The following is a 24,492-nucleotide window of genomic DNA, read 5'->3' on the forward strand; positions in this document are numbered from 1 at the left end:
GATGACGGGAGCATTGCCACCCTCGGCCGAAAAGGAAAATCAATCCTGCTTGCTACGCCACGACGCAGCCAAGCTGTCACTCGGCGGCAACAGCCAGGGCGGGAATAGGTTCCTGAACAGGCAATCCCAAAGCACTTAGCTTTCGGTAAAGCGTCGAGCGGCCCATGCCGAGGCGACGGGCGACCTCGCTCATGCGCCCGCCATACAGGGACACCGCGGCGCGAATCACCTCCGCTTCCACCTGCTCCAGCGACCGGACATGGCCGAGCGCGTCGAGCAGCGGCAGATGGGATGCCGCGGAGGCCGGCGCCTCAAGGGCTTGCGTCGCTGCCGCCGGCGGCGTGCGATCGGCATCGTGGGCGAGGCGCAGGTGGGGCACTTCGCCCCGCTGCGGCTCGGATGCGGGCTCTCGCGGCGCGGCGGCGGCCGCCAGCGCCAACGCATTTGTGATCGCCACCCGCAGGCGCAGCGTGCCCGCGGGCTTCACCACGAAGTCGCGCGCGCCGGCCCGCAGGGCGGAAGCTGCCGCATCGAGGCCGGCGGACGTCACCGCCGCGACCACCGGCAAGGTCTCTCCTCGCGCCTTCAGCGCGCCGAGCACGCCCATGCCGTCGAGACCGGGCAGCACCAGGTCGAGCAGCATCAGGTCGAACCGCTCGCTCGCCAGACGGGCGAGCGCGCCGTCGCCGTCACCCACGCCCACCACCTCGTAGCCGAGATGGACGAGCGCCGATTCGAGCCGGCTGCGTTCCAGAAAATCGTCTTCTACCAGGAGGATACGGGCTGTCATGGGAATCCGGTCACGCACGAATCCCACAAGCTTCGCCAGATGAGGTTAACGAAAGGGGCACCTCGCGGCGCGGTACTCGACCACGCCGCAGGCCCTTGCCCGCAACGCAACTTTTGCGAGCGTTCGATACCAACGCCCGCCGAAGCCCGTGCAGAACCGTTGAAGCGGCGGGTGATTGCGCGGTATGACCGGCACAGTCGCATCCGACGCTTTGGAGGCTCCATGTTCGGTCCCGTCTCGTTCCTGACCCCCGAAGCCGCGACCACGACCGCCGGTCCCGAACGCCTGCCCGAGTGGAACCTCGCCGATCTCTATGCCGGCATGGACGACCCGCGGCTCACCGCCGATCTGGAAGAGGCGGACGTCCTCTCCAAGGCGTTCGAAGCGGACTACAAGGGCAAGCTCGCCGACATCGCCGCCGGCCCCGACGCAGGTGCCAAACTTGGCGCGGCGGTGAAGCGCTACGAGGCCATCGACGACCTGATGGGCCGGAGCGCCTCCTATGGCAGCCTGGTCTATGCGGGCGATACCGCGGACCCGGCGCGGGCGAAATTCTTCAGCGACATCCAGGAGAAGCTGACCGACAGCTCCACCCATCTGCTGTTCTTCACCCTGGAGATGAACCGGCTGGAGGACGCCCAGGTGGAGGCGGCCCTGGCCGACCCGGCGTTTGGCCACTACCGCCCCTGGGTGGAGGACCTGCGCAAGGACAAGCCCTACCAGCTCGAAGACCGCGTGGAGCAGCTGTTCCATGAGAAGTCCAGTCCCTCGCGCGGCGCCTGGAGCCGGCTGTTCGACGAGACCATGTCCTCGCTGCGCTTCAAGGTGGACGGCAAGGAACTGGCCATCGAGCCGACGCTGAACCTGATGCAGGATCCGAGCGAGGACGTGCGCAAGGGCGCGGGCCTCGCGCTGGCCGAGACCTTCTCGGAAAACCTGCGGCTGTTCAGCCTCATCACCAACACGCTGGCCAAGGACAAGGAAATCTCCGACCGCTGGCGCGGCTTCGAGGATGTGGCCGACAGCCGCCACCTCGCCAACCGCGTCGAGCGCGAGGTGGTGGATGCCATGGTGGCTGCGATCCAGGGCGCCTACCCGCGCCTGTCGCATCGCTATTATGCCCTCAAAGCCCGCTGGTTCGGCCGCGAGAAGCTGGAGTTCTGGGATCGCAACGCGCCGCTGCCCAAGGTCGCGACCCGCGACATCGGCTGGGACGAGGCGCGCGATACCGTCCTCGGCGCCTATGGCACCTTCTCTCCCCGGATGGCCGACATCGCGAAGGTGTTCTTCGACAAGAACTGGATCGACGCGCCGGTGCGGCCGGGCAAGTCGCCGGGCGCCTTCGCCCACCCCACCGTGCCCTCCGCGCACCCCTATGTGCTGCTGAACTACCAGGGCAAGCCGCGGGACGTGATGACGCTCGCCCACGAGCTCGGCCACGGCGTCCACCAGGTGCTGGCCGGCGGCCAGGGCGCGCTGATGGCGCCGACCCCGCTGACGCTGGCGGAGACCGCCTCCGTGTTCGGCGAGATGCTGACCTTCCGCCGGCTGCTGGCGGCGGCAGAGACCCTGCAGGCCCGCAAGATCATGCTCGCCCAGAAGGTGGAGGACATGATCAACACCGTGGTCCGCCAGACCGCCTTCTACACGTTCGAGCGCAAGGTCCACACCGAGCGGCGCCAGGGCGAACTGACCGCCGAGCGCATCGGCGGCATCTGGATGGAGGTGCAGGCGGAAAGCCTCGGCCCGGCGATCAATCTCGGCGCCGGCTACGAGACCTTCTGGACCTACATCCCGCACTTCATCCATTCGCCGTTCTACGTCTACGCCTACGCTTTCGGCGACTGCCTCGTGAACTCGCTCTACGCGGTCTATGAGAAGGCCGCCGACGGCTTCGCCGAGCGCTATCTGGAGATGCTCTCCGCCGGCGGCACCAAGCACCATGCGGAGCTGCTCGCGCCCTTCGGCCTCGATGCCCGCGACCCCGCCTTCTGGCAGACCGGCCTCGGCCTGATCGACCGCATGATCACCGAGCTGGAGCAGATGGAAGCGGCGTGACCGCGCCGTCGGCCAGCCTTTCGGAACCGGAGGCCGGGGCGCCTGACGCCGCCCCGGCACCCAAGGCGCGTGGGCCGAAGGCGCCAGTCCCGTGGAGCGCCTATATCCTCGAATGCGGCGACGGCACGCTCTATTGCGGTGTCGCCGTCGACGTCTCCCGCCGCATGCAGGACCACGCCACGCCGAAAGGCTCGCGCTATGTGCGCGGGCATGGCGGCGTCGCCCGCCTGCTGTGGTCCGCTGAACTGCCCTCGCGGACCGTGGCGCAGCGGGTGGAATATCATCTGAAGCGGGCGAGCCGGGCACAGAAGCTGGCCATTATGGAGCGCGCCGAGCTTCCGGCCGCTTGGCTGGCCGGCGCGGCTCCACGCAGACCCGGTTCAGTGTGAGGCCCCCCAAATGAAAAGGCCCCGAAGCATCGCTCCGGGGCCTTTTGTACGCGGCTTTGCGTCTGGGCCGATCGGTCCTCAGAGGTTCTTCACGATCTCCTCGGTGACCTTCTTGGCGTCGCCGAACAGCATCATCGTGTTGTCGCGGAAGAACAGCTCGTTCTCGACGCCGGCATAGCCCGAGCCCATGCCGCGCTTGATGAAGAGAACGGTCTTGGCCTTCTCCACGTCCAGGATCGGCATGCCGTAGATGGCCGATGTGGGGTCGGTCTTCGCCGCCGGGTTGGTGACGTCGTTGGCGCCGATGACGAAGGCGACGTCCGCCTGCGCGAACTCGGAGTTGATGTCCTCCAGCTCGAACACCTCGTCGTAGGGCACCTGGGCTTCCGCCAGCAGCACGTTCATGTGCCCCGGCATGCGGCCCGCCACCGGATGGATGGCGTACTTCACCTCGACGCCCTCTTCCTTCAGCTTGTCGGCCATCTCGCGCAGGGCGTGCTGGGCCTGGGCCACCGCCATGCCGTAGCCCGGCACGATGATGACCTTCTGGGCGTTCTTCATGATGTAGGCGGCATCGTCCGCCGAGCCCTGCTTTACCGGGCGGGTTTCCGCCACGCCCGCGGGGCCGCCGGCCGTCTCGCCGCCGAAGCCGCCGAGGATGACCGAGATGAAGGAGCGGTTCATGCCCTTGCACATGATGTAGGACAGGATCGCGCCCGAAGAACCCACCAGCGCGCCGGTGATGATCAGCGCCGTGTTGCCCAGCGTGAAGCCGATGCCGGCCGCCGCCCAACCCGAATAGGAGTTGAGCATGGACACCACCACCGGCATGTCGGCGCCGCCGATCGGGATGATCAGCAGGCCGCCGAGCACCAGCGACAGGATGGTGATGAGCCAGAACAGCACCGAGGAGCCGGTCATCACGAAAGCGACGATCAGCACCAGCAGCAGAAGCGCGAGGCCGCCGTTGATGAAGTGCCGGCCCGGCAGCATGATCGGCTTGCCCGACATGTTGCCGTTGAGCTTGGCGAAGGCGATGATCGAGCCGGTGAAGGTGACGGCGCCGATGGCGACGCCGAGCACCATCTCCACGAGGCTCGCCCCGTGGATGTGGCCGTAGTCACCGATGCCGAAGGCGGCCGGCGCATAGAGCGCCGCGGCCGCGACCAGCACCGCCGCGAGGCCGACCAGCGAATGGAAGGCGGCGACGAGCTGCGGCATCTGCGTCATGGCGATGCGGCGGGCGACCACGGCGCCGATGCCGCCGCCGATGGCGATGCCCGCGATCACCAGCACCCAGCCGAAGATGTCGGCGGGGGGCGAGAGGGCCAGCGTGGTGAGCACGGCGATGCCCATGCCCACCATGCCGAACAGATTGCCCTGGCGGGAGGTGGTGGGATGCGAAAGCCCACGCAGCGCCAGGATGAACAGAATACCTGCGACCAGGTACAGAAGGGCGGCCAGATTGGCAGTCATCGGTGCGCCCTCACTTCTTCTTCTGGTACATGGCGAGCATCCGGCTGGTCACGAGGAACCCGCCGAAGATGTTCACCGAGGCGAAGATCAGCGCGATGAAGCCGAAGCCGCGCGCCCACCAGGTGTGTCCGGGATCGCCCACCGTGGACACGCCGACCGCGAGCAGCGCGCCGACCACGATCACCGACGAGATGGCATTGGTGACCGACATGAGCGGGGTGTGCAGCGCCGGGGTCACCGACCACACCACGTAATAGCCGACGAACACCGCCAGCACGAAGATGGAGAGGCGGAACACGAAGGGGTCGATGGCCCCGCCGGTGGCCGCATGGGCGGCCGCGCCGAGCGCGGTGGCGGCCTGGTCGGCATAGAGCTGGGCGGCGGTCGCAGCCTGGCGCGCCACCTCGGCGGCGGCCTGCGCCTGGGCGGCGGCATCCGCCGCGACTTGTGCGGTGATCGGGTTCATTGGGCGGCTCCCTCAACCTTGGGGGCGAAATTGGGATGCACCACGGCGCCGTCGCGGGTGAGAAGCGTGGCCTTGACCAGTTCGTCGTCCCACTTCACCGCCAGCGCCTTCGCCTGCTTGTCCACGAGGGTCTCGAGGAAAGCGAACAGGTTCTTGGCATAGAGTTGCGAGGCGGATGCGGCGATGCGGCCGGCCACGTTGAGATAGCCGACGATCTTCACGCCGTTCACGTCGACGACCTGGCCGGCGACCGCGCCTTCCACGTTGCCGCCGCGCTCAACCGCGAGGTCGACGAGCACGGAACCCGGCTTCATGGAAGCCACCATGGCGGCGGTGATCAGGCGCGGCGCGGGCCGGCCGGGGATCAGCGCCGTGGTGATGACGATGTCCTGCTTCTTGATGTGCTCGGCGACGAGCGCGGCCTGCTTGGCCTGGTATTCGGCCGACATGGGCTTGGCATAGCCGCCCGAGGTCTCGGCCTGCTTGAACTCGTCGTCCTCCACCGCCACGAACTTGGCGCCGAGGGATTCGACCTGTTCCTTGGAGGCAGGGCGCACGTCGGTCGCCGTCACCACGGCGCCGAGGCGGCGGGCGGTGGCGATGGCCTGGAGGCCGGCGACGCCGGCACCCATGACGAAGGTGCGCGCGGCCGGGACGGTGCCGGCGGCGGTCATCATCATCGGCAGCGCACGGCCGAACTCCGCCGCGGCGTCGATCACCGCGCGATAGCCGGCGAGGTTGGCCTGCGAGGACAGCACGTCCATCACCTGCGCACGGGTGATGCGGGGCATCAGCTCCATGGAGAAGGCGGCAAGGCCGGCCTCGGCCAGCTGGCGCAGGGCGTCGTCATTGCCATAGGGGTCCATGACGCCGATGACGAGCGCGCCGCGCTTGTAGGTGGCGATCTCCGCGGACGTCGGGCGGCGCACCTTCAGCACCACGTCGGCGCCGCTGGCGGCATCGGCCGCGCTCGCGGCGATGGTGGCGCCGGCGGCCTGGTAGTCCGCATCCACGATGCCCGACTTCACGCCGGCACCGGCCTCCACGGCCACTTCCGCGCCAAGGCCGACCAGGCGCTTGACCGTATCGGGGGTCGCAGCGACCCTCGGCTCGCCGAGATCCACCTCGGCGGGGACAGCGATTTTCATCTGAAACCTCTACGAGTTCCGAGCCACGCTCAGAGGAGGAAGATCCACATGCCAACCATGAGCACGGCCAGAGCCACGGTGCCCCATTTCGTCAGCCCAGTGAAAAGCTCGTAGGTGCGCTGATGCTCGGCATAATCGTTGCCGTCAGCGGTGGCGTATTCAATCGCACCGTGCTCGGACATCGGTTTCCCCCTGGCGGATGGTAGCCTTGGCCCTTTAGCTGAGAAGGGCTTCTATGGCAACTTCGTGGTGGTGGACAATATACCAGAATCAGGCGCGATCAAGGCGAAATCCCAGCCTCGCCGTATTTTCTTGTTCTTGATTTGTTCTCCACCCTTCCCTATCTTCTGCGGCATGGATCTGCACCGCCACACAGACCTGCCCGCCCTGCCCCAGGACCTTCCCACGCTCCCGGACGACCGCTGGACTGAGGCCCATCGCCGCCTTGAGGCGGCGCGCGCGCGGGGCGCGGAGGCGGTTGAAAACGCGCGCAAGATCAATGAGTCCCCACGGAAGACCAAGGGCGAACGGATCCTCGGCCGGCTGAAGGCCGAGCGGGAGACGCCGCTGCCCGCCCCGCGCGCCGCGGCGCAGGACCGGCAGGCCGGTGAAGCCGGCACCCAGGTGGATGCGGACACCCGCCGGGGCCGCGGCGCCACCTCCAACGCCGCCGGCCGCTACGAGCCCGCCGCGCGCATCCTGTTCGACGACGGCTGGCAGAGCCTGGACGATTTGCCGCCCTTCCGCACCGAGGTGACGGAGGAACGCGCCCGCACCATCATCACCCGCAACCAGTCGCCCGACATCGGCTTCGACCGCTCGATCAACGCCTATCGCGGCTGCGAGCACGGCTGCATCTATTGCTTCGCCCGGCCCACCCACGCCTACCAGGGGCTCTCCGCCGGGCTCGACTTCGAGACCAAGCTGTTCGTGAAGCCGGACGCGCCGGAACTGCTGGCGCGGGAACTGGCGCAGCCGCGCTACCAGCCGCGCACCATCGCCATGGGCACCAATACCGACCCCTACCAGCCCATCGAGCGGCGCTACGAGGTGACGCGGCGCATTCTCGAAGTGCTGGCGGACTTCGGCCATCCGGTGGGCATCGTCACCAAGTCGGCGCTGGTGGCGCGCGACATCGACATCCTCGGCCCCATGGCCGCGCGCGGCCTCGCCAAGGTGGCCATCTCGATCACCACGCTCGATCCCAATCTGGCGCGGCTGATGGAGCCGCGCGCCGCCGCGCCGCACCGCCGCCTCGCCACCATCCAGCGCCTCGCCGACGCCGGCATCCCCACCGCCGTGCTCACCGCGCCGCTGATCCCGGCGCTGAACGATAATGAGGTGGAGCGCATCCTCGATGCCGCCAAGCACATGGGCGCGACCGAGGCCGGCTATGTCACGCTGCGCCTGCCGCTGGAAATCTCCGATTTGTTCAAGGAATGGCTGGTGACCCATTTCCCCGACAAGGCCCGGCACGTCATGGCGCTGGTGCGCGAGATGCACGGCGGCAAGGATTACGTTTCCACCTTCGGCAAGCGCGGGCGCGGCGACGGGCCCTATGCCTGGACCATCGGCCGCCGCTTCGAGATCGCCGCCCGCCGCCTCGGGCTCAACGGGCGGAACGTGAAGCTCACCACCGCCCATTTCCGCCGTCCCGCCAAGGCCGGCGAGCAACTGAGCCTGTTCGACTGAGGGACACCATGACGCCAGCCTTCGGCCTCCACCTCGTCACGCTGGGCGTGGCGGATCTTGCCCGCGCCACCGCTTTCTATGAGGGCATGGGCCTCAAGCGGCGCGACGCGCAGAGCGACGCGGTCGCCTTCTTCGATGCCGGAGGCGTGGTGCTGTCGCTCTTTCCCCGCGCGGCACTCACCGCCGACGCGGGGCTGCCGCCGGCCCCGGACGGGACTGCACCGGACGGCGCCGCACGGGACGGCTGCGGCATCGCGCTCGCCTTCAACGTGGCGGGGGAGGCGGCGGTGGAAGATGTCATCGCCAGCGCCGCGCACCGGGGCGCCAAGGTGCTCAAGGCCCCGCAGCGCGCCTTCTGGGGTGGGTACAGCGGCTATTTCGCCGATCTCGACGGCCACATCTGGGAGGTGGCGCACAATCCGTTCTGGCCCTTGGACGACAGGGGCCGCCCCACCCTGCCGGACTGAGCCGCGCCGCCTGGCCGGCCGGGCGCGGGCGGATCAGGCGGCCCGCGCCGCCGCTCCCCGCGCCAGAGCGATGAAGACGAGGCCGGACACGACCAGGGCCGGCAGCGTGGCGCCGAGGTCGGGCAGATACGCGACCACAAGGTGGTAGGCGGCGATGCCCACCGCCCAGGCCGCGAGGCCGCCGACGCGCCAGCCGCCCGAGAACCAATAGGCCCCGCCGGCGCGATCGATCTCCTCCAGCTTCAGGGCCCGGCGGCGGACGACGAAATGGTCCGCCAGCACCACGCCGAACAGCGGCGCGAACACCGAGCCGATCAGCAGCAGGAAGTTCTCGTAGCGCGCCATGGGCACCAGCAGCGCGATCAGCGTGCAGAGCGCGCCGAAGCCGAGCGAGAGCCCGCGCACCGGCACCCGCGCCAGCGTGCCGCTCGACACCGCCGCGGAATGGATGTCGGCGAAGGCGTTGTCGGTCTCGTCCAGCAGGATCAGCAGCAGCGCCAGCCCGCCGCCCGCCGTAGCCAGCGCCACCACCAGCGTGCCTTCGCCGTTGGAGGCGAGCGCATAGGCGGCGCCCAGTCCGTAGAACCAGATGTTGGCCAGCAGATAGCCGAGCGCGGTGCCCCGGAACATGCCGCCGGACGAGCGGCCGAAGCGGGTGTAGTCGCAGATCAGCGGCAGCCAGGACAACGGCATGGCCGCCACCAGGTCCACCGCGCCGCCGAAGCTCATGTCGCCGGAGCCGGGGCGGGCGAACAGCGCCTTCAGGTCGTGGTCCGCCAGCAGCCGCCAGGTGAGCCAGAGGGCGGCGGCGAGGATGAGATAGAGCCCCCAGGCGCGCAGGAAGCGGCGCACGAAGGAGACCGGCCCGGCCATGGCGATGGCGGTGGCCAGCGCGCCGAACAGCAACGTCCAGGCATAGGGCCAGGAGACGCCGAAGGCGCCTTTCGCCAGCGCGTCCGCCGCCTCGCCCATGACGATGATCTCGAACGCTCCCCACCCCACCAACTGCACGACGTTGAGGATGGTGGGCAGGCCCGCGCCGCGCAGGCCGAGGCTCGGCCGCAGCAGCGCCATGGAGGCAAGGCCGGTGTCGGCGCCGATGACCCCCACGCTGGCCAGCAGCAGCACGCCCACGAGCGATCCGACCAGGATGGCCGCGAACGCCGCGCCCAGGCTCAGGGCCGGCACCAGCAGCGCGCCGGCCTGGAGCACCAGGAGGCCGATGCCCAGGCTGAACCACAGGGCGAAGGCATCGCGCGGGGCAAAGGCGCGGCGGTCCGCCGGCACCGGGACCAGCGGATCGTAACGGGCGTCGGTCGAGCTCATGTCGGGGTCCACGGGGCGGGTGTGGGCACAAGGGGGATCGCGCTGCCTCTAGAGCCAAATGCCCGTGAGGGGAAACGCTTTTGTGCCGCCGCCCGAGGAAGCGCCCGGAACGACGCCGGCGGGCCGCCCGTCGGCGCCCAAGCCCCGGCAACAGCGCCGGCCCGCAGCGGGCCGGCGGCAACTCTCGGTTCAGGCGAGGGAACGGGCGCTCAGGAGCCGCAGCGCACGTAGACCATGGTGCCGTAGCGCTTGTTCACTTCCGGATCCATCCACTTCAGCACCAGCACCTTGCCGTCCCAGCGCAGCACCTGCCGGTCGCGGTCGCCGCCGGCCGGGTCTTCCGCCGGGCCGATGAAGGTCGGGCCTCCGGCCGCCTTGGAGATGACCTCGGTCAGCTTGTTGTCGTCCGCCAGATACATCAGCACGCCGCCGTTCGGGCCGGCGGTGATGATGTAGGGATTGCTGCACTGGCCGCGCGCCTGGGCCTCGGTGCGGCCGGCGTCCTCGGGCCGGTGGTAGGCGGCAAGGCCGTAGCGGCCGACGAGGCTCGCGGCCGGAATGGGGCTGGTGTACTGCGGCGGCGGGGGCGGCGGCGGTGCGGTGGGCTCCGTCGTCGCGCAGGCGGCCAGCAGCAGCCCGGCCAGGCTGGCGACCGCCACGGCGCCGATCGGACCGCGAGAGCGCTTGGGCGAGAGATCCGCGGGAACCGGACGGACGGACGACTGAGGCATGCACATAACTCCGAGGCGGATAGGCCCTGACGTGCCGCGGGGCCGGACACCTGCCGCCTCCGGCGGAGACCACAGCGTGCGGACCATAAAACGTGGAGGGCGCGGCGTCGATCCTGGCTTGAACGGGTGAGGGGAACGGCTGCCACCGCGCCCCGGCGCGGCTGGGGAAGGACATTAGACGCTGCTGGTTACCACTTGGTTCCTGCCGTGGCGGCAAACGCGGCCCCCATGCCTTGACGCCGCTCCGCCGCGATCTTATCTCCGGCGCGAGTTTGGCACTCTCGCTCAGGGAGTGCCAGCGTCTGCGAGCCCGGCTCGCTCTTAATGCCCGAGAGGATCAGGTCCCATGTCCTTCCGTCCCCTGCATGACCGCGTGGTCGTGAAGCGCATCGAAGCCGAGCAGAAGACTGCCGGCGGCATCATCATTCCCGACACCGTCAAGGAAAAGCCCCAGGAGGGCGAGGTCGTGGCGGTGGGTCCCGGCGCCCGCGACGAGAGCGGCAAGATCGTGGCCCTCGACGTGAAGGCCGGCGACCGCGTGCTGTTCGGCAAGTGGTCCGGCACGGAAGTGAAGGTCGACGGCCAGGATCTCCTCATCATGAAGGAGAGCGACATCCTGGGCGTGATCGGCTGAGCCCGCCTTAAGACCGCAGATTTCTTCTAGTCAGGAGAGGCCACATGGCTGCCAAAGACGTAAAATTTTCCGCTGACGCCCGCGAGAAGCTGCTGCGCGGCGTCGACATCCTCGCCAACGCCGTGAAGGTCACCCTCGGTCCCAAGGGCCGCAACGTGGTGATCGAGAAGTCGTTCGGCGCCCCGCGCATCACCAAGGACGGCGTCACCGTCGCCAAGGAGATCGAGCTCGAGGACAAGTTCGAGAACCTCGGCGCGCAGCTGCTGCGCGAAGTCGCCTCCAAGACCAATGACCTCGCCGGCGACGGCACCACCACCGCCACGGTGCTGGCCCAGGCCATCGTCAAGGAAGGCTCCAAGGCGGTTGCCGCCGGCATGAACCCGATGGACCTGAAGCGCGGCATCGACCTCGCCGTGGCCTCCGCCATCGCCGACATCCAGGGCCGCGCCAAGAAGGTCTCCTCCTCCGCCGAAGTGGCGCAGGTCGGCACCATCTCCGCCAACGGCGATTCGTCCATCGGCGAGATGATCGCCGCCGCCATGCAGAAGGTCGGCAACGAGGGCGTCATCACCGTCGAGGAAGCCAAGACCGCCGAGACCGAGCTCGAAGTGGTCGAAGGCATGCAGTTCGACCGCGGCTATCTCTCCCCGTACTTCATCACCAATGCGGAGAAGATGATCGCCGACCTGGAAGATCCCTTCCTGCTGATCTTCGAGAAGAAGCTCTCCGGCCTCCAGCCGATCCTTCCGGTCCTTGAGGCCGTGGTGCAGTCCGGCAAGCCGCTGGTGATCGTGGCCGAGGACGTGGAAGGCGAGGCCCTCGCCACCCTGGTGGTCAACAAGCTGCGCGGCGGCCTGAAGGTCGCGGCGGTGAAGGCCCCCGGCTTCGGCGATCGCCGCAAGGCCATGCTGGAGGACATCGCGATCCTCACCGGCGGCCAGGTGATCTCGGAAGACCTCGGCATCAAGCTCGAGAACGTGACGCTGGCCCAGCTCGGCCGCGCCAAGAAGGTCATCCTCGAGAAGGAAAAGACCACCATCGTGGACGGCGTCGGCGAGAAGGCCGACATCGAAGCCCGCGTGGCGCAGATCAAGGCGCAGATCGAGGAGACCTCCTCGGACTACGACCGTGAGAAGCTCCAGGAGCGCCTGGCCAAGCTGGCCGGCGGCGTCGCGGTGATCCGCGTCGGCGGCTCCACGGAAGTGGAAGTCAAGGAGAAGAAGGATCGCGTCGACGACGCCCTGAACGCCACCCGCGCCGCGGTGGAAGAAGGCATCGTCCCCGGCGGCGGCGTGGCCCTGCTGCGCGCCAAGAAGGCGGTCGAAGGCCTCTCCTCCGACAATGCCGACATCGCCGCCGGCATCAAGATCGTGCTGCGCGCGCTTGAGGCCCCGATCCGCCAGATCGCCGAGAACTCCGGCGTGGAAGGCTCCATCGTGGTGGGCAAGGTGCTGGAGAGCGAAGGCAACTTCGGCTTCAACGCCCAGACCGAGCAGTATGTGGACCTCGTCGCCGCCGGCGTCGTGGATCCGGCGAAGGTCGTGCGCACCGCCCTGCAGGACGCCTCTTCCGTGGCCGGCCTGCTGGTGACCACCGAGGCGCTCATCGCCGAGCTGCCGAAGAAGGACGCCCCGATGCCCCCGATGCCGGGCGGCGGCATGGGCGGCATGGATTTCTGAGGAAATCCATTCGCCCAACACGTCCTTGAGGCTGAAACCGGCGGCGCCGGCTTCAGTGGCGGCATGGATTTCCGAGGACATCCAGTCGCCCAACGCGTCCTCAAAGCTGAAGCCGGCGGCGCCGGCTTCAGTGGCGGTACGGATAGCAAAGGAAAAGCGCGGCCCAGGCCGCGCTTTTTTATTGGCTGAATGAGCGCGAAAGCGGCCGCCGTCAGGCCGCCGCCCGCAGGTGATCGAGGAAGGCGGCCGGCTGCCCATAGAATGCGGCGTGGGGCAACACCGACATGGTCCCGTCCTGCTCCCGCACGAAGCCGGGAAAGCCGCCGATGCCGGACTGCGCCATCCGCCGCCGGGTGTCGCCCAGATGCGCCGCCACCGGCTGGGCTGCCATCGCCGCGCCGAAGGCCTCGGTATCGAGCCCCATCTCCCGCGCCAGATCCCGCAGCACGCCGTCCTCGGCCACCCGCCGCCCGTCCACATAATGCGCCCGCTGGATGGCGGCGAGCATGCGCAGCCCCCCGCCCGCCTCCAGCGCCTCGGCGGCGAGGATGGCGGCGATGGGCGGGAGGGAGTTCAGCACAAGGCCGGGGTCGGGCAGCAGCCCCTCCAGATAGGCCGGGCCGAACACCTGCCCCGTCATGACCGCGATGCGCGCGTCGGCGGCCTTGATATGCTGGTGCATCCCGGGCGGCAGGGACTGCGGGCCGGGAAACAGGCCGCCCGCGTGCGGCACCAGCTCGACGTCCGGCGCCGCCGCCGCGGCGGCCACCAGCGGGGCCGCCGCATAGCACCATCCGCACAGGGGATCGTAGATGTAATGGAGGCGGATGGTCATGCCGGGTCCTCGCTGCGCGGCTCAATAGCCGACGGTGAAGCGCGCCCGGACATGGCGCGGGGTTTCGATCTCGTCCACCAGCGCGATGGCATAGTCCTCGAACGAAATCGAGCTGCTGCCGCCCGCCGCCACCAGAAGCTGATCGGTGCCGAGCCGGAAGGTGCCGGTGCGGGGGCCGTGGAAGAACAGGGCCGAAGGCGAGAGGAAGGTCCAGTTCAGCGTGGGCTCGGCCTTCAGCTTGTCGAGGAACACGCCGCCGGCCTTGGCTTCCGCCAGATAGGCCGCCGGGAAGTCCGGCGTATCGAACACCTTGAGGCCGGGCGCGACCTCCAGGCTGCCGGCGCCGCCCACCACCAGATAGCGCGGCACGGCCGCCGTCTTCACCGCCGAGATCAGGAGATCGGGATCGCTGGCGGTGAAATGGATGGCGCTGACCACGGCGTCATGGCCGGAGATCAGCGCGGCGAGCGCGGCCGGGTCGGCCGCGTCGCCCGCCTTGGCGGTCACGCCGGGGAGCGTGGCGATCTTCGCGGGGTCGCGCGCGACGGCGGTGACCTGGTGGCCGCGGCGGGACAGTTCGGCGGTGATGCAGGCCCCGGCGTTGCCCGAGGCTCCGATGACGGCGATCTTCATTTTGGCACCTGCTAGTTTCTGATAGAAACCAGATGCTCTTTATAGTACCTGCTGTAAAGAACGCACCTGGAACTCATCAGGTCACCGCCTGGAAACCGGCGGGATGGAAAGCAAGGCCCATGGACCAGCAGCCCAACACCTATGCCGCGAACTGCCCCACCCGGCAGATCCTCGACCGCATCGCCGACAAATGGACCGTGCTCATCCTCGGCCTGCTCAGCGAGCGCCCCTGGCGCTTCAACGCCTTGCGGCGCGAGGTGCAGGGCCTGTCGCAGAAGGTGCTGTCGCAGACGCTGAAATCGCTTGAGCGGGACGGCTTCGTCACCCGCTCGGCCTTTCCCACCGTGCCCGTGACCGTGGAGTATGCGCTCACGCCGCTCGGCCGGTCGCTGGCCGCGACGCTCAGCCCGCTCACCCACTGGGCGGAGACGCACATGGAAGCGGTTGAGGCCGCCCGCGCGCAATTCGACGGCCGCGCCGCCACCCCGCCGCGCGTCGCCGCCGACGGGGCCCGCGCGTTCCTCGCCTGAACCCGCATAAGCTTGGCTTCGTGAACACAGCGTTTCGGATTCCACTCTGTAACGGTTCAAAGGAATGATTAGCTGAAAGGGGTTTTTCGCCTGCCGGCCGCCGGCGGGCCAGGGAGCCCCTTCCATGCCCATCACTCTTTCCATCAACGGCCAGCCGCGCGCGGTGGAGGCCGATCCCGACACACCCCTGCTGTGGGTGCTGCGCGACGAACTGGACCTCACTGGAACCAAGTTCGGCTGCGGCCAGGCGCTCTGCGGCGCCTGCACCGTGCATGTGGACGGCACCGCCGTGCGCTCCTGCCAAACTGCGGTCGGCGACGTGGGCGCCGGCAAGATCACCACCATCGAGGGCATCAACAGCCGGGAGGCGCAGGCGGTGCAGGCCGCGTGGCGCGCGCTCGACGTGGTGCAGTGCGGCTACTGTCAGTCCGGGCAGATCATGTCCGCCGTCGCCCTGCTCACCGACAACAAGAAGCCGTCCGACAGCGACATCGATGCCGCCATGGACGGCAATGTCTGCCGCTGTGCCACCTACCAGCGCGTCCGCGCCGCCATCCACGATGCCGCCCGCCGACTGGAGGCCTGAGCCATGAACGCCATTTTCAAAGCCTCCGACGCGGCCCTGTCCCGCCGCTCGCTGCTGCGCGCCATGGGCGGCATCGGCATCGGCCTCGTCATCGGCGCCGACCTCGCCCCGCTCGGCTCGGCCGCGCTGGCCGCGACGCCCGAGCCCGCCGCCTTCAATCCCTTCGTCCGCATCGGCCCCGACGGCACGGTGACGGTCATCATCAAGCATCTCGATCTCGGCCAGGGCACGGCCACCGGCCTTGCCACCCTGGTGGCGGAGGAGATGGACGCCGACTGGGCGAAGATCCGCACCGAGTTCGCGCCCCTCAATCCCCAGCTCTACGGCAACAAGATCTTCGGCGGCGCCCAGGGCACCGGCGGCTCCACCGCCATGGCCGCCAGCTTCGACGTCTACCGCCGCGCCGGTGCCACCGCCCGGGCCATGCTGCTGGAGGCCGGCGCCAAGGCGCTGAACGTGCCTGCGGATGCCATCACCATCACCTCCGGCACGCTGATCGCCGGCCCCAAGAGCGTCACCTTCGGCGAACTGGCGGAAGCCGCCGCCAAGGAGAAGGTGCCGCAGGACCCGCCGCTGAAGCAGGCCGCCAATTACGCCCTGGTCGGAAAGGACGGCACGCACCGGGTGGACAATGTCGCCAAGACCAGCGGCACGGCCACCTATACCCAGGACGTCAAGCTGCCCGGCATGCTGGTGGCGGTGGTGGCCCATCCGCCGCGTTTCGGCGCCAAGGCGGGCAAGGTGGATGACGCCGCCGCCCGCGCGGTGAAGGGCGTCGAGGCGGTGGTGGTGGTGCCCCAGGGCGTCGCCGTGCTCGCCAGGACCACCCACGCCGCCATGAAGGGCCGCGATGCCCTGAAGGTGGAATGGAACGAGGCCGGCGCGGAAAAGCGCGGCACCGATGCCCTGCGCGCGGAATATCGTGCGCTGCTGGGCCAGAAGGGAAATGTGGCCGAGAGCGAGGGCAATGTGGATGCCGCCTTCGCCCACCCCGGTGTGAAGGTGGTGGAGGCGGATTTCGAATTCCCCTATCTCGCCCATGCCCCCATGGAGCCGATGAACGCAGTGGCGCAAATCACCGGCGACCGCGTGACGGTGTGGACCGCCTCGCAATTCCCCTCGGCGGATGCGCCGGGGGCGGCGGCGGCTGCCGGCACCAGCCCCGACAAGGTGACCATCAACTCGCTCTGGGCCGGCGGCAGCTTCGGCCGCCGCGCGGTGGCCACCGCCGACTTCGTGGTGGAGGCGGTGAGCATCGCCAAGGCCCACGGCAAGGGCGTGCCGGTGAAGCTGGTGTGGACCCGCGAGGATGACATGAAGGCGGGCTACTACCGCCCCATGTACCTGCACCGGGTGAAGGCGGCGGTGGATGCCGCCGGTAAGCCCGTCGCCTGGCAGCACCATGTGGTCGGCCAGTCCATCCTCTCCGGCACCTTCTTCGAGAAGATGATGGTGGTGAACAATATCGACGCCACCTCCGTCGAGGGTGCGACCGAGATGGGCTACGAGGTTCCCAACCGGCACGTGGAACTGACTAGCCCGAAGACCGGCGTTCCGGTGCTGTGGTGGCGCTCGGTGGGCCACACCCACACCGCCTATGCGGTGGAGACGATGATCGACCAGCTCGCCAAGGCGGCGGGCAAGGACCCGGTCGCCTTCCGCATGGACATCATCAAGGACCCGCGCCTCAAGGCCGTCCTCGCCCTGGTGGCGGAGAAGGCCCGCTGGGGCACCAGCCTGGAACCCGGCCGCTTCCGGGGCGTCGCCGCGCACAAGAGCTTCAACACCTATGTGGCGGAGGTGGCGGAGATCACCCTGCTGGACAAGGGCTACCGCGTGGACCGCGTGGTGGCGGCGGTGGACTGCGGCTTCGTGGTCAATCCCGACGTGGTGCGGGCGCAGGTGGAAGGCGGCGTCGGTTTCGGCCTCGGCCATGCCATGCAGGACGCCATCACCCTCACCGACGGCGTGGTGGACCAGGCCAATTTCGACACCTACGAGCCGCTGCGCATGTCGCAGATGCCCAAGGTGGAGGTGCACATCATGCCCTCCACCCAGCCGCCCACCGGCATCGGCGAGCCGGGCGTGCCGCCCATCGCCCCGGCGGTGGCGAACGCCCTGTTCGCCGCCACCGGCAAGCCGATCCTCAACCTGCCGTTCAACCGGCAGACCATCGGCTCCTGACGCAAGACGGCAGACGCATCAAGGCGGGGGTACGCCCCCGCCTATCTCGCGTTGAGCGCGCGGAAGCCCACGTAGCCGGCGTCGGCATCATAGAGATAGTCGAAGCCGTTCAGGAAGCGGACCGACGTATTCACGAACGGGCCGGGGTTGGCGTCGGCGTGGACCAGCACCACGTCCAGCGGCGCCAGCGGGTTCGCCCGGTCACCCACGTTGAAGCTGTAGCCGATGCCCTGCGCCCCGGTCATGGTCAGCGCGACGGAGGTGCCGGGATTGAGCACCGGCAGGCCCTTGGCGTTCGGCGCGGTATGCCCGGCAAGCTGCTCAGGCGGCACGCGCAGATACATGGTGGTGACGCCCGTATCCATCAGCATCGTCCCGCAGGCCGGCGGCGCCGTGCCGGCGACCGAGATGCACACCGGAGCCGCCGACCAGTCGGGATAGACCGGGCTCTTGTCCAGCTTCACGAAAGAGAAGCCGGCGGTCGAAGCCGCGTCCAGCCCCACCAGCACGCCGCGCCGGCTCACCACATAGCCGCGCCGCATCCGGCCCAGCTGCTCCGGCGTGCCCATGCCCTCCACGTTGAGGAGAGGATTGTGGTCCGGCGTGCCCTGCGCCTGGTGGTCGTGCTGGCGGGCAAAGCCGATGCCGAACATGGCGATGCCCTTGGGGTTGCGGCGCGGGCGGCAATTGCGGGCGCTCGCCGTGCAGGCGATCTCGTTCACCGCCAGCACCGGCATGGGCCGCGTGGTGACGCTCGCGCCGTTGCCGCCGGACAGGGTCAGGGGCGTCACCACCCATACGCCCTTCTCGATCCGCCCGGAGCTGGAATAGGTCAGCTGGCCCGGCCCGAGCCGGGGCAACTGGTCGAAATTGGGGATCGAGGTGGCGGACACCACGACGCCGGTGGAGCCGGTGTCCAGGGTGCCGCGATGCGCCTGCCCGCCGGGAAAGGCGATGGCAAGCTTCGGCGTGCGCGTCGCCGGTTGGCCGGCGAGCGGCGCATTAAGGAAGGGCAGGAACACCGCCCCCGCGGCGCCGGAATAATCTGGCCCGGCCGCCAGGGCGCAGACCGGCGCGGCCGACAGCGCGGCGGCGAGGCCAAGGCGCAGGATACGCGCGGCACGGTCGAAACGGGCAAGGATGGCCATGCTCTGCCTCTGCAGTCTGGCGGACGACGGGTTCAGTCCGCGAGCGTCTTGAGCATATAGATCCGGCGCAGCCCCTTCTCCTCAACCCGATGCGTCTCGCGATAGCCGATGCGGGTATAGAGCGCGACGTTCTCGGTCATGATCTCCTGCGTGTACAGGCGGATGGCCCCATAGCCCGCATCCCGCGCCGCCTGCTCGGCGAATTGCAGCAGGATCCGGCCGATGCCGGAGCCGTGCAGCGCCGGGTCCACCGCCACATTGTCGAGCAGCATGGCGTCCTGCTGCGGCAGCAGCACCACGAGGCCCAGGAGGGCGCCGTCGCGCTCGACCACATGCACCCGGCTATCGCCGATCAGCGCGCCATAGTCGTCGCGCATGGGGCCGGGCATCAGGCCGTTGCGGTGCACGTAGGGCGAATAGGCGGCATGGACCAGCGCCTCGACGGCGGGCCGGTCGTCCGGGCGGGCAAGGCGCAGATCAGGGCTCATGGGCCGCGACTATAGCAGCGCGCAGCGCCCCGAACAGGCACCCCCACTTGCCCCACCCCATTTGCCACCCCACTTGCCGCTCCCCGGTCTTCCCCCCACTCTGCGCGCCCGTTCATCCCCGCGAGACGCCGCCCATGCGCCATCAGATCACCGGCACCACGCTTCCCGTGCTCCAGGTCACCCTCGCCGCCGGCGAGACCCTGCTGGCGGAGACCGACCGCCTGTCGTGGATGACCAACAACATCGCCCTCCAGACCACCACCGGCGCGGGCGGCGGAGGCGGCATCTTCGGCGCCATCGGGCGGGCGATCTCCGGCGGCGGGCTGTTCATGACCGAGTTCACCGCCCAGGGCGGCGATGGCCTCGTGGCGCTGGCCGCAACCGTGCCTGGGAACATCATCGAGGTGCCCGTCGCCCCTCAGCGCGGCTTCATGGCCCATCGCCACGGCTTCCTCGCCGGCTCGTCGGGGATCGAGATTTCCGTCGGCTTCCAGCAGAGCCTCGGCTCCGGCGTGTTCGGCGGCAACGGCTTCGTGCTCCAGCGCGTCGCCGGCAGCGGCACGGCCTTCATCGAGCTGGGCGGGGAGATCGTCAGCTACGACCTGGCGCCGGGCCAGCAATTGCTGGTCCATCCCGGCCATGTGGGCATGTTCGAGGAAAGCGTCGGCTTCAACATCACCATGATACGCGGCGTGAAGAACATCCTGTTCGGCGGCGACGGCCTGTTCCTGGCGGAGCTGACCGGTCCCGGCAAGGTCTGGCTCCAGACGCTCACCCCGTCCAAGCTCGCCCACGCGCTGGAGCCCTATCTGCCCCAGGCAGAGCGCCGCTGAACGTCCGCGACGGCGCGGCCGAGGGACACCCTCAGCCGTGCATCAGCGCCGTGACATGGGCGGCGGCAGAGGTGGCGAGCCCCTCCAGGTCGTAGCCGCCCTCCAGCACCGAGACCACGCGGCCCTCGGCATATTTGTCGGCCACTTCCATCAGGCGCTTGGTCACCCAGCCGAAGTCCGTGTCCACCAGGCGCAGCGAAGCCAGGGGGTCGTTCTTGTGGGCGTCGAAGCCCGCCGAGATGATGACCAGCTCGGGCCGGTAGGTTTCCAGGCGCGGCAGGATGCGGCTTTCGAAGGCTTCCTTGAACTCGGCGCCGCCGTCGCCCGAGCGCAGCGGAGCGTTGACGATGGTGCCGAGCGCGCCGGTCTCGCCGACCGCGCCGCTGCCGGGATAGAGCGGCATCTCGTGGGTGGAGGCGTAGAGCACGCTGTCGTCGGCCCAGAAGATCTCCTGGGTGCCGTTGCCATGGTGGACGTCGAAATCGATGATCGCCACCCGGCCGATGCCGTATTTGGCCTGGGCGTGGCGGGCCGCGATGGCCGCCTGGTTGAGCAGGCAGAAGCCCATGGGCCGCCGCGTCTCGCAATGGTGGCCGGGCGGGCGCATGGCGACGAAGGCGTTGGTCACGCGCTTCTCCACCACCTCGTCCACGGCGAAGCAGGCGCCGCCCACGGCGCGCAGCACCGCCTGCCAGGAGCCGGGCGACAGCACCGTGTCGGAATCGATCCGCACCACGCCGTCCTCGGGCGTGGCCTCGGCCAGGGCATCGACGAAATCACCCGGATGGACGCGGATGATGTCCTCGCGCTCGCCCAGCGGCGCTTGGTCCCGCAGCAGGTTCGCGAACCGCTCCTGCTCGAAGATCCGGTCGAGCGCCCGCAGCCGGTCCGCCCGTTCCGGATGTCCGGCGGGGGTGGCATGCAGGAGACCGGCAGGATGGGTGATGAGCAGGGTGGACATTGGCGTCAGGGCCTCTCTCATGGAGGGTTCTTTCCCGTGACATACCATATTCCACGCAGTGCGGAACGATTCTCGACTGCACCGCAGCGGCGACGTTGCGCCGCGCGTCCATGCAACCGGGCGACGTTCCAAACAGAAAAGGCGGGGCATGCCCCGCCTTTCCGAACTCCAAGATGAAGGCCCGGATCAGGCCTGGCTGGCGGCCTTGCGGCCGAGCGCCGCCTGCGCGGCGGCAAGGCGCGCGATCGGCACGCGGAAGGGCGAGCAGGACACGTAGTCGAGGCCGACCTCGTCGCAGAAGGCGACCGAGGCCGGATCGCCGCCATGCTCGCCGCAGATGCCGAGCTTGATGTTCGGCCGCGACTGGCGGCCGCGCTCGACGCCGATCTTCACCAGCTCTCCCACGCCCTCCACGTCGATGGAGACGAACGGGTCCACCTCGATGATGCCCTTCTGCACGTAGGGGCCGAGGAAGGTGCCCGCGTCGTCGCGCGAGACGCCGTAGCAGGTCTGGGTGAGGTCGTTGGTGCCGAAGGAGAAGAATTCCGCCGTCTCGGCGATCTCCTTGGCGCGCAGCGCGGCGCGGGGCAGCTCGATCATGGTGCCCACCTGGAAGGTGAGCGTGGCGCCGGTTTCCTGCTCCACCGCCTTGGCGGCCTTCTGGATGACGGCGTTGACGATGTCGAACTCCGCCTTGGTGGCGATGAGTGGCACCATCACTTCCGGCACCACGGCCTCGCCGGTCTTCTTGGCGGCGATGACCGCCGCCTCGAAGATGGCGCGGGCCTGCATCTCGGCGATCTCCGGGAAGGCGATGGCGATGCGGCAGCCGCGGAAGCCGAGCATGGGGTTGACCTCATGCAGCTCCTTCTGGCGGCGCTCGATGCGCTCCACGTCCACGCCCAGGCTCTTGGCCACGTCCGCCACCTCGGCGTCGGTGTGCGGCAGGAATTCGTGCAGCGGCGGGTCCAGCAGGCGGATCGTGACGGGCAGGCCCTTCATGATCTCGAACAGCTCGACGAAGTCGTCCCGCTGCATGGGCAGCAGCTTGGCCAGCGCCGCGCGGCGGCCGGCCTCGTCGTCGGAGAGGATCATCTCGCGCACCGCCAGGATGCGGCCGGCGTCGAAGAACATATGCTCGGTGCGCGACAGGCCGATGCCTTCCGCGCCGAACGAGCGGGCCATGCGGGCGTCGGCCGGAGTTTCCGCATTGGCGCGGATCTTCAGCCGGCGCACCTTGTCCGCCCAGCCCATCAGGGTGGCGAACTCGCCGGACAGCTCGGGCTGCTGCATCGCCACTTGGCCGGCCAGCACCTGGCCGGTGGAGCCGTCGATGGTGATGATGTCGCCCTTCTTGAACAGCTGGCCGTTCACGGTGAGCGTCTGCGCCCCATAGTCGATGCGCAGGGCGCCGGCGCCGGAGACGCAGGGCTTGCCCATGCCGCGCGCCACCACGGCGGCGTGCGAGGTCATGCCGCCGCGCGAGGTCAGGATGCCCTCGGCTGCGTGCATGCCGTGGATGTCCTCGGGGCTCGTCTCCACGCGCACCAGGATGACCTTGGTGCCCTGGCCCTTCAGCGTCTCGGCTTCGTCGGCCGAGAACACGATGGCGCCCGCCGCCGCGCCGGGCGAGGCCGGCAGGCCGGTGGCCACCACCTTGCGGTCGGCCTTGGGGTCGATGGCCGGGTGCAGCAGTTGGTCGAGGGAGGCGGGATCGACGCGGGCGACCGCTTCTTCCTGGGTGATCAGGCCCTCGTTGGCCAGCTCCACCGCGATCCTGAGCGACGCCTTGGCGGTGCGCTTGCCGGACCGGGTCTGGAGCATCCAGAGCTTGCCCTTCTCGACCGTGAACTCCAGGTCCTGCATGTCCCGGTAATGGGTCTCGAGCACGTGGGAGATGCGCTCGAACTCCTTGAAGGCCTCCGGCAGCGCGCTCTCCATGGAGGGCTTCTCGGAACCGGCGGCCTTGCGGGCCTTCTCGGTCAGATCCTGCGGGGTGCGGATGCCCGCCACCACGTCCTCGCCCTGGGCGTTCACCAGGAACTCGCCATAGAGCGCGCGCTCGCCGGTGGAGGGGTTGCGGGTGAAGGCGACGCCGGTGGCCGAGGTCTCGCCCATGTTGCCGAACACCATGGCCTGCACGTTCACGGCCGTGCCCCAGCTCTCGGGGATGGCATGCAGCCGGCGGTAGGTGATGGCGCGCTGGTTCATCCAGGAGCCGAACACGGCGCCGATGGCGCCCCAGAGCTGGTCCTGCGGGTCCTGCGGAAAGGGCTTGCCCAGCTCCTTCAGCACCTTCTCCTTGTAGGCGACGACCAGCGTCGCCCAGTCGTCGGCGGAAAGGTCGGTGTCGAGCGTGTGGCCGTGCTGGGCCTTGTAGGCTTCGAGGATCTCCTCGAAATGGTGGTGGTCCACGCCGAGCACCACGTCGGAATACATGGTGATGAAGCGGCGGTAGCTGTCATAGGCGAAGCGGCGGTCGTTGGCGTCCTTGGCCACCGCTTCCACCGTCTCGTCATTGAGGCCGAGGTTCAGAACCGTGTCCATCATGCCCGGCATGGAGGCGCGGGCGCCGGAGCGCACCGAGACCAGCAGCGGGTTGGCCGGGTCACCGAAGGTGCGCCCGGTAAGCGCGCCGACCTGCGACAGCGCGGTCTCGACGCCGCCCTTCAACTCGGCCGGATAGGTCTCGCCGTGTGCGTAATAATAGGTGCAGACTTCCGTGGTGATGGTGAAGCCGGGAGGAACGGGAAGGCCGAGATTGGCCATTTCGGCGAGGTTCGCACCCTTGCCGCCGAGCAGGTTCCGCATCTCGGATTTCCCCTCAGCCTTACCGTCGCCGAAGGAGTAGACCCATTTCGTCATCTCGGAGTTCCCCTTAGGGTAGCGCGCGCGTCTGTGCCGGACGGCGCGGTTGCTTTAGCTCGCGGAACGGCAAGCTTCAACTGCACGGAACGGCACACCCTGAGGGTGTGCCCGGATTTGTACTCAGTGCGGGACCAGGCCAAGGATGCCCACCACGATCAGATAGATCGCCACCAGGACGTTGAGCAGCCGGGGAAACAGCAGGATGAGGATCCCCGCTACCAGAGCCACGATCGGCTGGATGATCACGAGATCGAAGGTCATGACGGCTCTCCTATCAGGGTCGCAGCGGCTGCGCTCACGCTAGAAAGAGGCAAAGGGCGGGTCTGGTTCCGCCCTTCTAGCCAGCTAACGCGTGCAATGCCACATGAACCTCACGCCGCTGTGATCCTCCATTGGTCTCAGGTCCATTGCTGCGCAGCAGCACATATGCGGTGATTTCCCCAGGGCCATGTGGCCGTGATGTCTCGGGGAAGCGGCCATGACAGCGCGGATCGCAAGTGGACATTTCAGGCCGGCGCCGGCGGTCGCTGCCGAATCTTTCAGCCTGCGCAAACTTCTCGCATCGGCGTT

Annotated in this window: 24 protein-coding genes; 10 read left to right on the forward strand and 14 right to left on the reverse strand. The window is 68.8% G+C overall.

What is annotated here, in order from left to right; translation table 11 throughout:
* Nucleotides 1-76: 76 nt before the first annotated feature.
* Nucleotides 77-790, reverse strand: a complete 714-nt coding sequence (locus YU1_RS0116540) for a response regulator transcription factor (protein WP_029005017.1) — start codon at nucleotides 788-790, stop codon at nucleotides 77-79.
* A gap of 222 nt (nucleotides 791-1,012) precedes the next feature.
* On the opposite strand from YU1_RS0116540, the gene YU1_RS0116545 reads away from it, so the two are divergent.
* Both YU1_RS0116545 and YU1_RS32100 read left to right on the forward strand, forming a co-directional pair.
* Nucleotides 1,013-2,848 carry a M3 family oligoendopeptidase gene (locus tag YU1_RS0116545; RefSeq protein WP_029005018.1) on the forward strand — a complete coding sequence of 612 codons (1,836 nt, stop codon included), beginning with the start codon at nucleotides 1,013-1,015 and terminating at the stop codon, nucleotides 2,846-2,848.
* Complete coding sequence (locus YU1_RS32100) at nucleotides 2,845-3,237, forward strand: GIY-YIG nuclease family protein (protein ID WP_051356955.1); 393 nt, start codon at nucleotides 2,845-2,847, stop codon at nucleotides 3,235-3,237. Before YU1_RS0116545 ends, YU1_RS32100 begins: the two co-directional genes overlap by 4 nt.
* A 78-nt stretch (nucleotides 3,238-3,315) precedes the next feature.
* Here the strand turns inward: YU1_RS32100 and YU1_RS0116555 are convergent, their stop codons facing one another.
* From YU1_RS0116555 to YU1_RS0116570, 4 genes are read right to left on the reverse strand one after another with little or no spacing between them, the layout of a single operon-like run.
* Nucleotides 3,316-4,713 carry an NAD(P)(+) transhydrogenase (Re/Si-specific) subunit beta gene (locus YU1_RS0116555; RefSeq protein ID WP_029005019.1) on the reverse strand — a complete coding sequence of 466 codons (1,398 nt, stop codon included), beginning with the start codon at nucleotides 4,711-4,713 and terminating at the stop codon, nucleotides 3,316-3,318.
* 10 nt (nucleotides 4,714-4,723) lie between these two features.
* A complete protein-coding gene (locus YU1_RS0116560) occupies nucleotides 4,724-5,179 on the reverse strand; it encodes a proton-translocating transhydrogenase family protein (protein WP_029005020.1) in 456 nt (151 codons plus the stop codon).
* A complete protein-coding gene (locus YU1_RS0116565; protein ID WP_029005021.1) occupies nucleotides 5,176-6,327 on the reverse strand; it encodes a Re/Si-specific NAD(P)(+) transhydrogenase subunit alpha in 1,152 nt (383 codons plus the stop codon). The genes YU1_RS0116560 and YU1_RS0116565 overlap by 4 nt, the downstream gene beginning before the upstream one ends.
* Nucleotides 6,328-6,356: 29 nt before the next feature.
* Nucleotides 6,357-6,509: an aa3-type cytochrome c oxidase subunit IV gene (locus YU1_RS0116570; RefSeq protein ID WP_029005022.1), complete on the reverse strand. Its 153-nt coding sequence runs from the start codon at nucleotides 6,507-6,509 to the stop codon at nucleotides 6,357-6,359.
* Between the two features lie 172 nt (nucleotides 6,510-6,681).
* On the opposite strand from YU1_RS0116570, the gene YU1_RS29885 reads away from it, so the two are divergent.
* The gene (locus tag YU1_RS29885; RefSeq protein ID WP_084539926.1) at nucleotides 6,682-8,019 is read left to right on the forward strand and encodes a PA0069 family radical SAM protein; all 1,338 of its coding nucleotides are present in this window, start codon (nucleotides 6,682-6,684) and stop codon (nucleotides 8,017-8,019) included.
* An 8-nt stretch (nucleotides 8,020-8,027) separates the two neighbouring features.
* On the forward strand, nucleotides 8,028-8,486 hold the full coding sequence (locus tag YU1_RS0116580) for a VOC family protein (RefSeq protein WP_029005023.1): 459 nt from the start codon (nucleotides 8,028-8,030) through the stop codon (nucleotides 8,484-8,486).
* A gap of 33 nt (nucleotides 8,487-8,519) precedes the next feature.
* On the opposite strand, the gene cytX is transcribed toward YU1_RS0116580, so the two are convergent.
* Both cytX and YU1_RS0116590 read right to left on the reverse strand, forming a co-directional pair.
* Nucleotides 8,520-9,812, reverse strand: a complete 1,293-nt coding sequence (gene cytX, locus YU1_RS0116585) for a putative hydroxymethylpyrimidine transporter CytX (protein WP_029005024.1) — start codon at nucleotides 9,810-9,812, stop codon at nucleotides 8,520-8,522.
* A gap of 209 nt (nucleotides 9,813-10,021) precedes the next feature.
* On the reverse strand, nucleotides 10,022-10,543 hold the full coding sequence (locus tag YU1_RS0116590; protein ID WP_245263359.1) for a hypothetical protein: 522 nt from the start codon (nucleotides 10,541-10,543) through the stop codon (nucleotides 10,022-10,024).
* A 346-nt stretch (nucleotides 10,544-10,889) separates the two neighbouring features.
* Between YU1_RS0116590 and groES the strand changes: the two genes are divergently transcribed.
* Nucleotides 10,890-11,177: a co-chaperone GroES gene (groES, locus tag YU1_RS0116595; RefSeq protein WP_029005026.1), complete on the forward strand. Its 288-nt coding sequence runs from the start codon at nucleotides 10,890-10,892 to the stop codon at nucleotides 11,175-11,177.
* A gap of 44 nt (nucleotides 11,178-11,221) precedes the next feature.
* Nucleotides 11,222-12,856, forward strand: coding sequence for a chaperonin GroEL (groL, locus tag YU1_RS0116600; protein ID WP_029005027.1), 1,635 nt, complete (start codon nucleotides 11,222-11,224; stop codon nucleotides 12,854-12,856).
* A gap of 211 nt (nucleotides 12,857-13,067) precedes the next feature.
* On the opposite strand, the gene YU1_RS29890 is transcribed toward groL, so the two are convergent.
* The gene (locus YU1_RS29890) at nucleotides 13,068-13,691 is read right to left on the reverse strand and encodes a DsbA family protein (RefSeq protein WP_035715634.1); all 624 of its coding nucleotides are present in this window, start codon (nucleotides 13,689-13,691) and stop codon (nucleotides 13,068-13,070) included.
* A 21-nt stretch (nucleotides 13,692-13,712) separates the two neighbouring features.
* On the reverse strand, nucleotides 13,713-14,324 hold the full coding sequence (locus YU1_RS0116610; protein WP_029005028.1) for an NAD(P)-dependent oxidoreductase: 612 nt from the start codon (nucleotides 14,322-14,324) through the stop codon (nucleotides 13,713-13,715).
* A 119-nt stretch (nucleotides 14,325-14,443) separates the two neighbouring features.
* Here YU1_RS0116610 and YU1_RS29895 point away from each other — a divergent pair, with 119 nt between their 5' ends.
* From YU1_RS29895 to YU1_RS0116625, 3 genes are all read left to right on the forward strand, one after another.
* Nucleotides 14,444-14,854 carry a winged helix-turn-helix transcriptional regulator gene (locus YU1_RS29895; protein WP_198018961.1) on the forward strand — a complete coding sequence of 137 codons (411 nt, stop codon included), beginning with the start codon at nucleotides 14,444-14,446 and terminating at the stop codon, nucleotides 14,852-14,854.
* Nucleotides 14,855-14,978: 124 nt separating this feature from the next.
* Nucleotides 14,979-15,440 carry a (2Fe-2S)-binding protein gene (locus YU1_RS0116620; RefSeq protein ID WP_029005029.1) on the forward strand — a complete coding sequence of 154 codons (462 nt, stop codon included), beginning with the start codon at nucleotides 14,979-14,981 and terminating at the stop codon, nucleotides 15,438-15,440.
* Nucleotides 15,441-15,443: 3 nt separating this feature from the next.
* Nucleotides 15,444-17,624, forward strand: coding sequence for a xanthine dehydrogenase family protein molybdopterin-binding subunit (locus tag YU1_RS0116625; RefSeq protein WP_029005030.1), 2,181 nt, complete (start codon nucleotides 15,444-15,446; stop codon nucleotides 17,622-17,624).
* Nucleotides 17,625-17,665: 41 nt separating this feature from the next.
* On the opposite strand, the gene YU1_RS34475 is transcribed toward YU1_RS0116625, so the two are convergent.
* Together YU1_RS34475 and YU1_RS0116635 are read right to left on the reverse strand one after the other, a co-directional pair.
* On the reverse strand, nucleotides 17,666-18,772 hold the full coding sequence (locus tag YU1_RS34475; protein ID WP_051356957.1) for a hypothetical protein: 1,107 nt from the start codon (nucleotides 18,770-18,772) through the stop codon (nucleotides 17,666-17,668).
* 32 nt (nucleotides 18,773-18,804) lie between these two features.
* Entirely contained in the window at nucleotides 18,805-19,260 is a 456-nt protein-coding gene (locus YU1_RS0116635) for a GNAT family N-acetyltransferase (RefSeq protein WP_029005032.1), read from the reverse strand.
* A 134-nt stretch (nucleotides 19,261-19,394) separates the two neighbouring features.
* On the opposite strand from YU1_RS0116635, the gene YU1_RS0116640 reads away from it, so the two are divergent.
* Nucleotides 19,395-20,093: a TIGR00266 family protein gene (locus YU1_RS0116640; RefSeq protein WP_029005033.1), complete on the forward strand. Its 699-nt coding sequence runs from the start codon at nucleotides 19,395-19,397 to the stop codon at nucleotides 20,091-20,093.
* Between the two features lie 31 nt (nucleotides 20,094-20,124).
* On the opposite strand, the gene YU1_RS0116645 is transcribed toward YU1_RS0116640, so the two are convergent.
* The 3 genes from YU1_RS0116645 to YU1_RS32770 all read right to left on the reverse strand — a co-directional run bounded on the left by YU1_RS0116645 (nucleotide 20,125) and on the right by YU1_RS32770 (nucleotide 24,183).
* Nucleotides 20,125-21,054, reverse strand: coding sequence for a histone deacetylase family protein (locus tag YU1_RS0116645; protein ID WP_029005034.1), 930 nt, complete (start codon nucleotides 21,052-21,054; stop codon nucleotides 20,125-20,127).
* 186 nt (nucleotides 21,055-21,240) lie between these two features.
* On the reverse strand, nucleotides 21,241-23,919 hold the full coding sequence (ppdK, locus tag YU1_RS0116650) for a pyruvate, phosphate dikinase (protein ID WP_029005035.1): 2,679 nt from the start codon (nucleotides 23,917-23,919) through the stop codon (nucleotides 21,241-21,243).
* 123 nt (nucleotides 23,920-24,042) lie between these two features.
* Nucleotides 24,043-24,183, reverse strand: coding sequence for a DUF3096 domain-containing protein (locus YU1_RS32770; protein ID WP_084539927.1), 141 nt, complete (start codon nucleotides 24,181-24,183; stop codon nucleotides 24,043-24,045).
* Between the last annotated feature and the right edge of the window lie 309 nt (nucleotides 24,184-24,492).

The sequence above is a fragment of the Azorhizobium doebereinerae UFLA1-100 genome, from assembly GCF_000473085.1.
In the GTDB taxonomy this organism is placed as follows: domain Bacteria; phylum Pseudomonadota; class Alphaproteobacteria; order Rhizobiales; family Xanthobacteraceae; genus Azorhizobium; species Azorhizobium doebereinerae.

Excerpts from the sequence above, each read along its gene's own strand:
- YU1_RS0116590 (WP_245263359.1), bottom strand. The coding sequence starts at position 10,543 with ATGCCTCAGTCGTCCGTCCGTCCGGTTCCCGCGGATCTCTCGCCCAAG.
- YU1_RS0116610 (WP_029005028.1), bottom strand. The coding sequence starts at position 14,324 with ATGAAGATCGCCGTCATCGGAGCCTCGGGCAACGCCGGGGCCTGCATC.
- ppdK (WP_029005035.1), bottom strand. The coding sequence starts at position 23,919 with ATGACGAAATGGGTCTACTCCTTCGGCGACGGTAAGGCTGAGGGGAAA.
- YU1_RS29895 (WP_198018961.1), top strand. The coding sequence starts at position 14,444 with ATGGACCAGCAGCCCAACACCTATGCCGCGAACTGCCCCACCCGGCAG.
- YU1_RS29890 (WP_035715634.1), bottom strand. The coding sequence starts at position 13,691 with ATGACCATCCGCCTCCATTACATCTACGATCCCCTGTGCGGATGGTGC.
- YU1_RS0116565 (WP_029005021.1), bottom strand. The coding sequence starts at position 6,327 with ATGAAAATCGCTGTCCCCGCCGAGGTGGATCTCGGCGAGCCGAGGGTC.
- YU1_RS0116540 (WP_029005017.1), bottom strand. The coding sequence starts at position 790 with ATGACAGCCCGTATCCTCCTGGTAGAAGACGATTTTCTGGAACGCAGC.
- YU1_RS0116560 (WP_029005020.1), bottom strand. The coding sequence starts at position 5,179 with ATGAACCCGATCACCGCACAAGTCGCGGCGGATGCCGCCGCCCAGGCG.
- YU1_RS32770 (WP_084539927.1), bottom strand. The coding sequence starts at position 24,183 with ATGACCTTCGATCTCGTGATCATCCAGCCGATCGTGGCTCTGGTAGCG.
- cytX (WP_029005024.1), bottom strand. The coding sequence starts at position 9,812 with ATGAGCTCGACCGACGCCCGTTACGATCCGCTGGTCCCGGTGCCGGCG.
- YU1_RS0116545 (WP_029005018.1), top strand. The coding sequence starts at position 1,013 with ATGTTCGGTCCCGTCTCGTTCCTGACCCCCGAAGCCGCGACCACGACC.
- groL (WP_029005027.1), top strand. The coding sequence starts at position 11,222 with ATGGCTGCCAAAGACGTAAAATTTTCCGCTGACGCCCGCGAGAAGCTG.
- YU1_RS0116625 (WP_029005030.1), top strand. The coding sequence starts at position 15,444 with ATGAACGCCATTTTCAAAGCCTCCGACGCGGCCCTGTCCCGCCGCTCG.
- groES (WP_029005026.1), top strand. The coding sequence starts at position 10,890 with ATGTCCTTCCGTCCCCTGCATGACCGCGTGGTCGTGAAGCGCATCGAA.
- YU1_RS29885 (WP_084539926.1), top strand. The coding sequence starts at position 6,682 with ATGGATCTGCACCGCCACACAGACCTGCCCGCCCTGCCCCAGGACCTT.
- YU1_RS0116570 (WP_029005022.1), bottom strand. The coding sequence starts at position 6,509 with ATGTCCGAGCACGGTGCGATTGAATACGCCACCGCTGACGGCAACGAT.
- YU1_RS0116620 (WP_029005029.1), top strand. The coding sequence starts at position 14,979 with ATGCCCATCACTCTTTCCATCAACGGCCAGCCGCGCGCGGTGGAGGCC.
- YU1_RS34475 (WP_051356957.1), bottom strand. The coding sequence starts at position 18,772 with ATGGCCATCCTTGCCCGTTTCGACCGTGCCGCGCGTATCCTGCGCCTT.
- YU1_RS0116635 (WP_029005032.1), bottom strand. The coding sequence starts at position 19,260 with ATGAGCCCTGATCTGCGCCTTGCCCGCCCGGACGACCGGCCCGCCGTC.
- YU1_RS0116640 (WP_029005033.1), top strand. The coding sequence starts at position 19,395 with ATGCGCCATCAGATCACCGGCACCACGCTTCCCGTGCTCCAGGTCACC.
- YU1_RS0116645 (WP_029005034.1), bottom strand. The coding sequence starts at position 21,054 with ATGTCCACCCTGCTCATCACCCATCCTGCCGGTCTCCTGCATGCCACC.
- YU1_RS0116555 (WP_029005019.1), bottom strand. The coding sequence starts at position 4,713 with ATGACTGCCAATCTGGCCGCCCTTCTGTACCTGGTCGCAGGTATTCTG.
- YU1_RS0116580 (WP_029005023.1), top strand. The coding sequence starts at position 8,028 with ATGACGCCAGCCTTCGGCCTCCACCTCGTCACGCTGGGCGTGGCGGAT.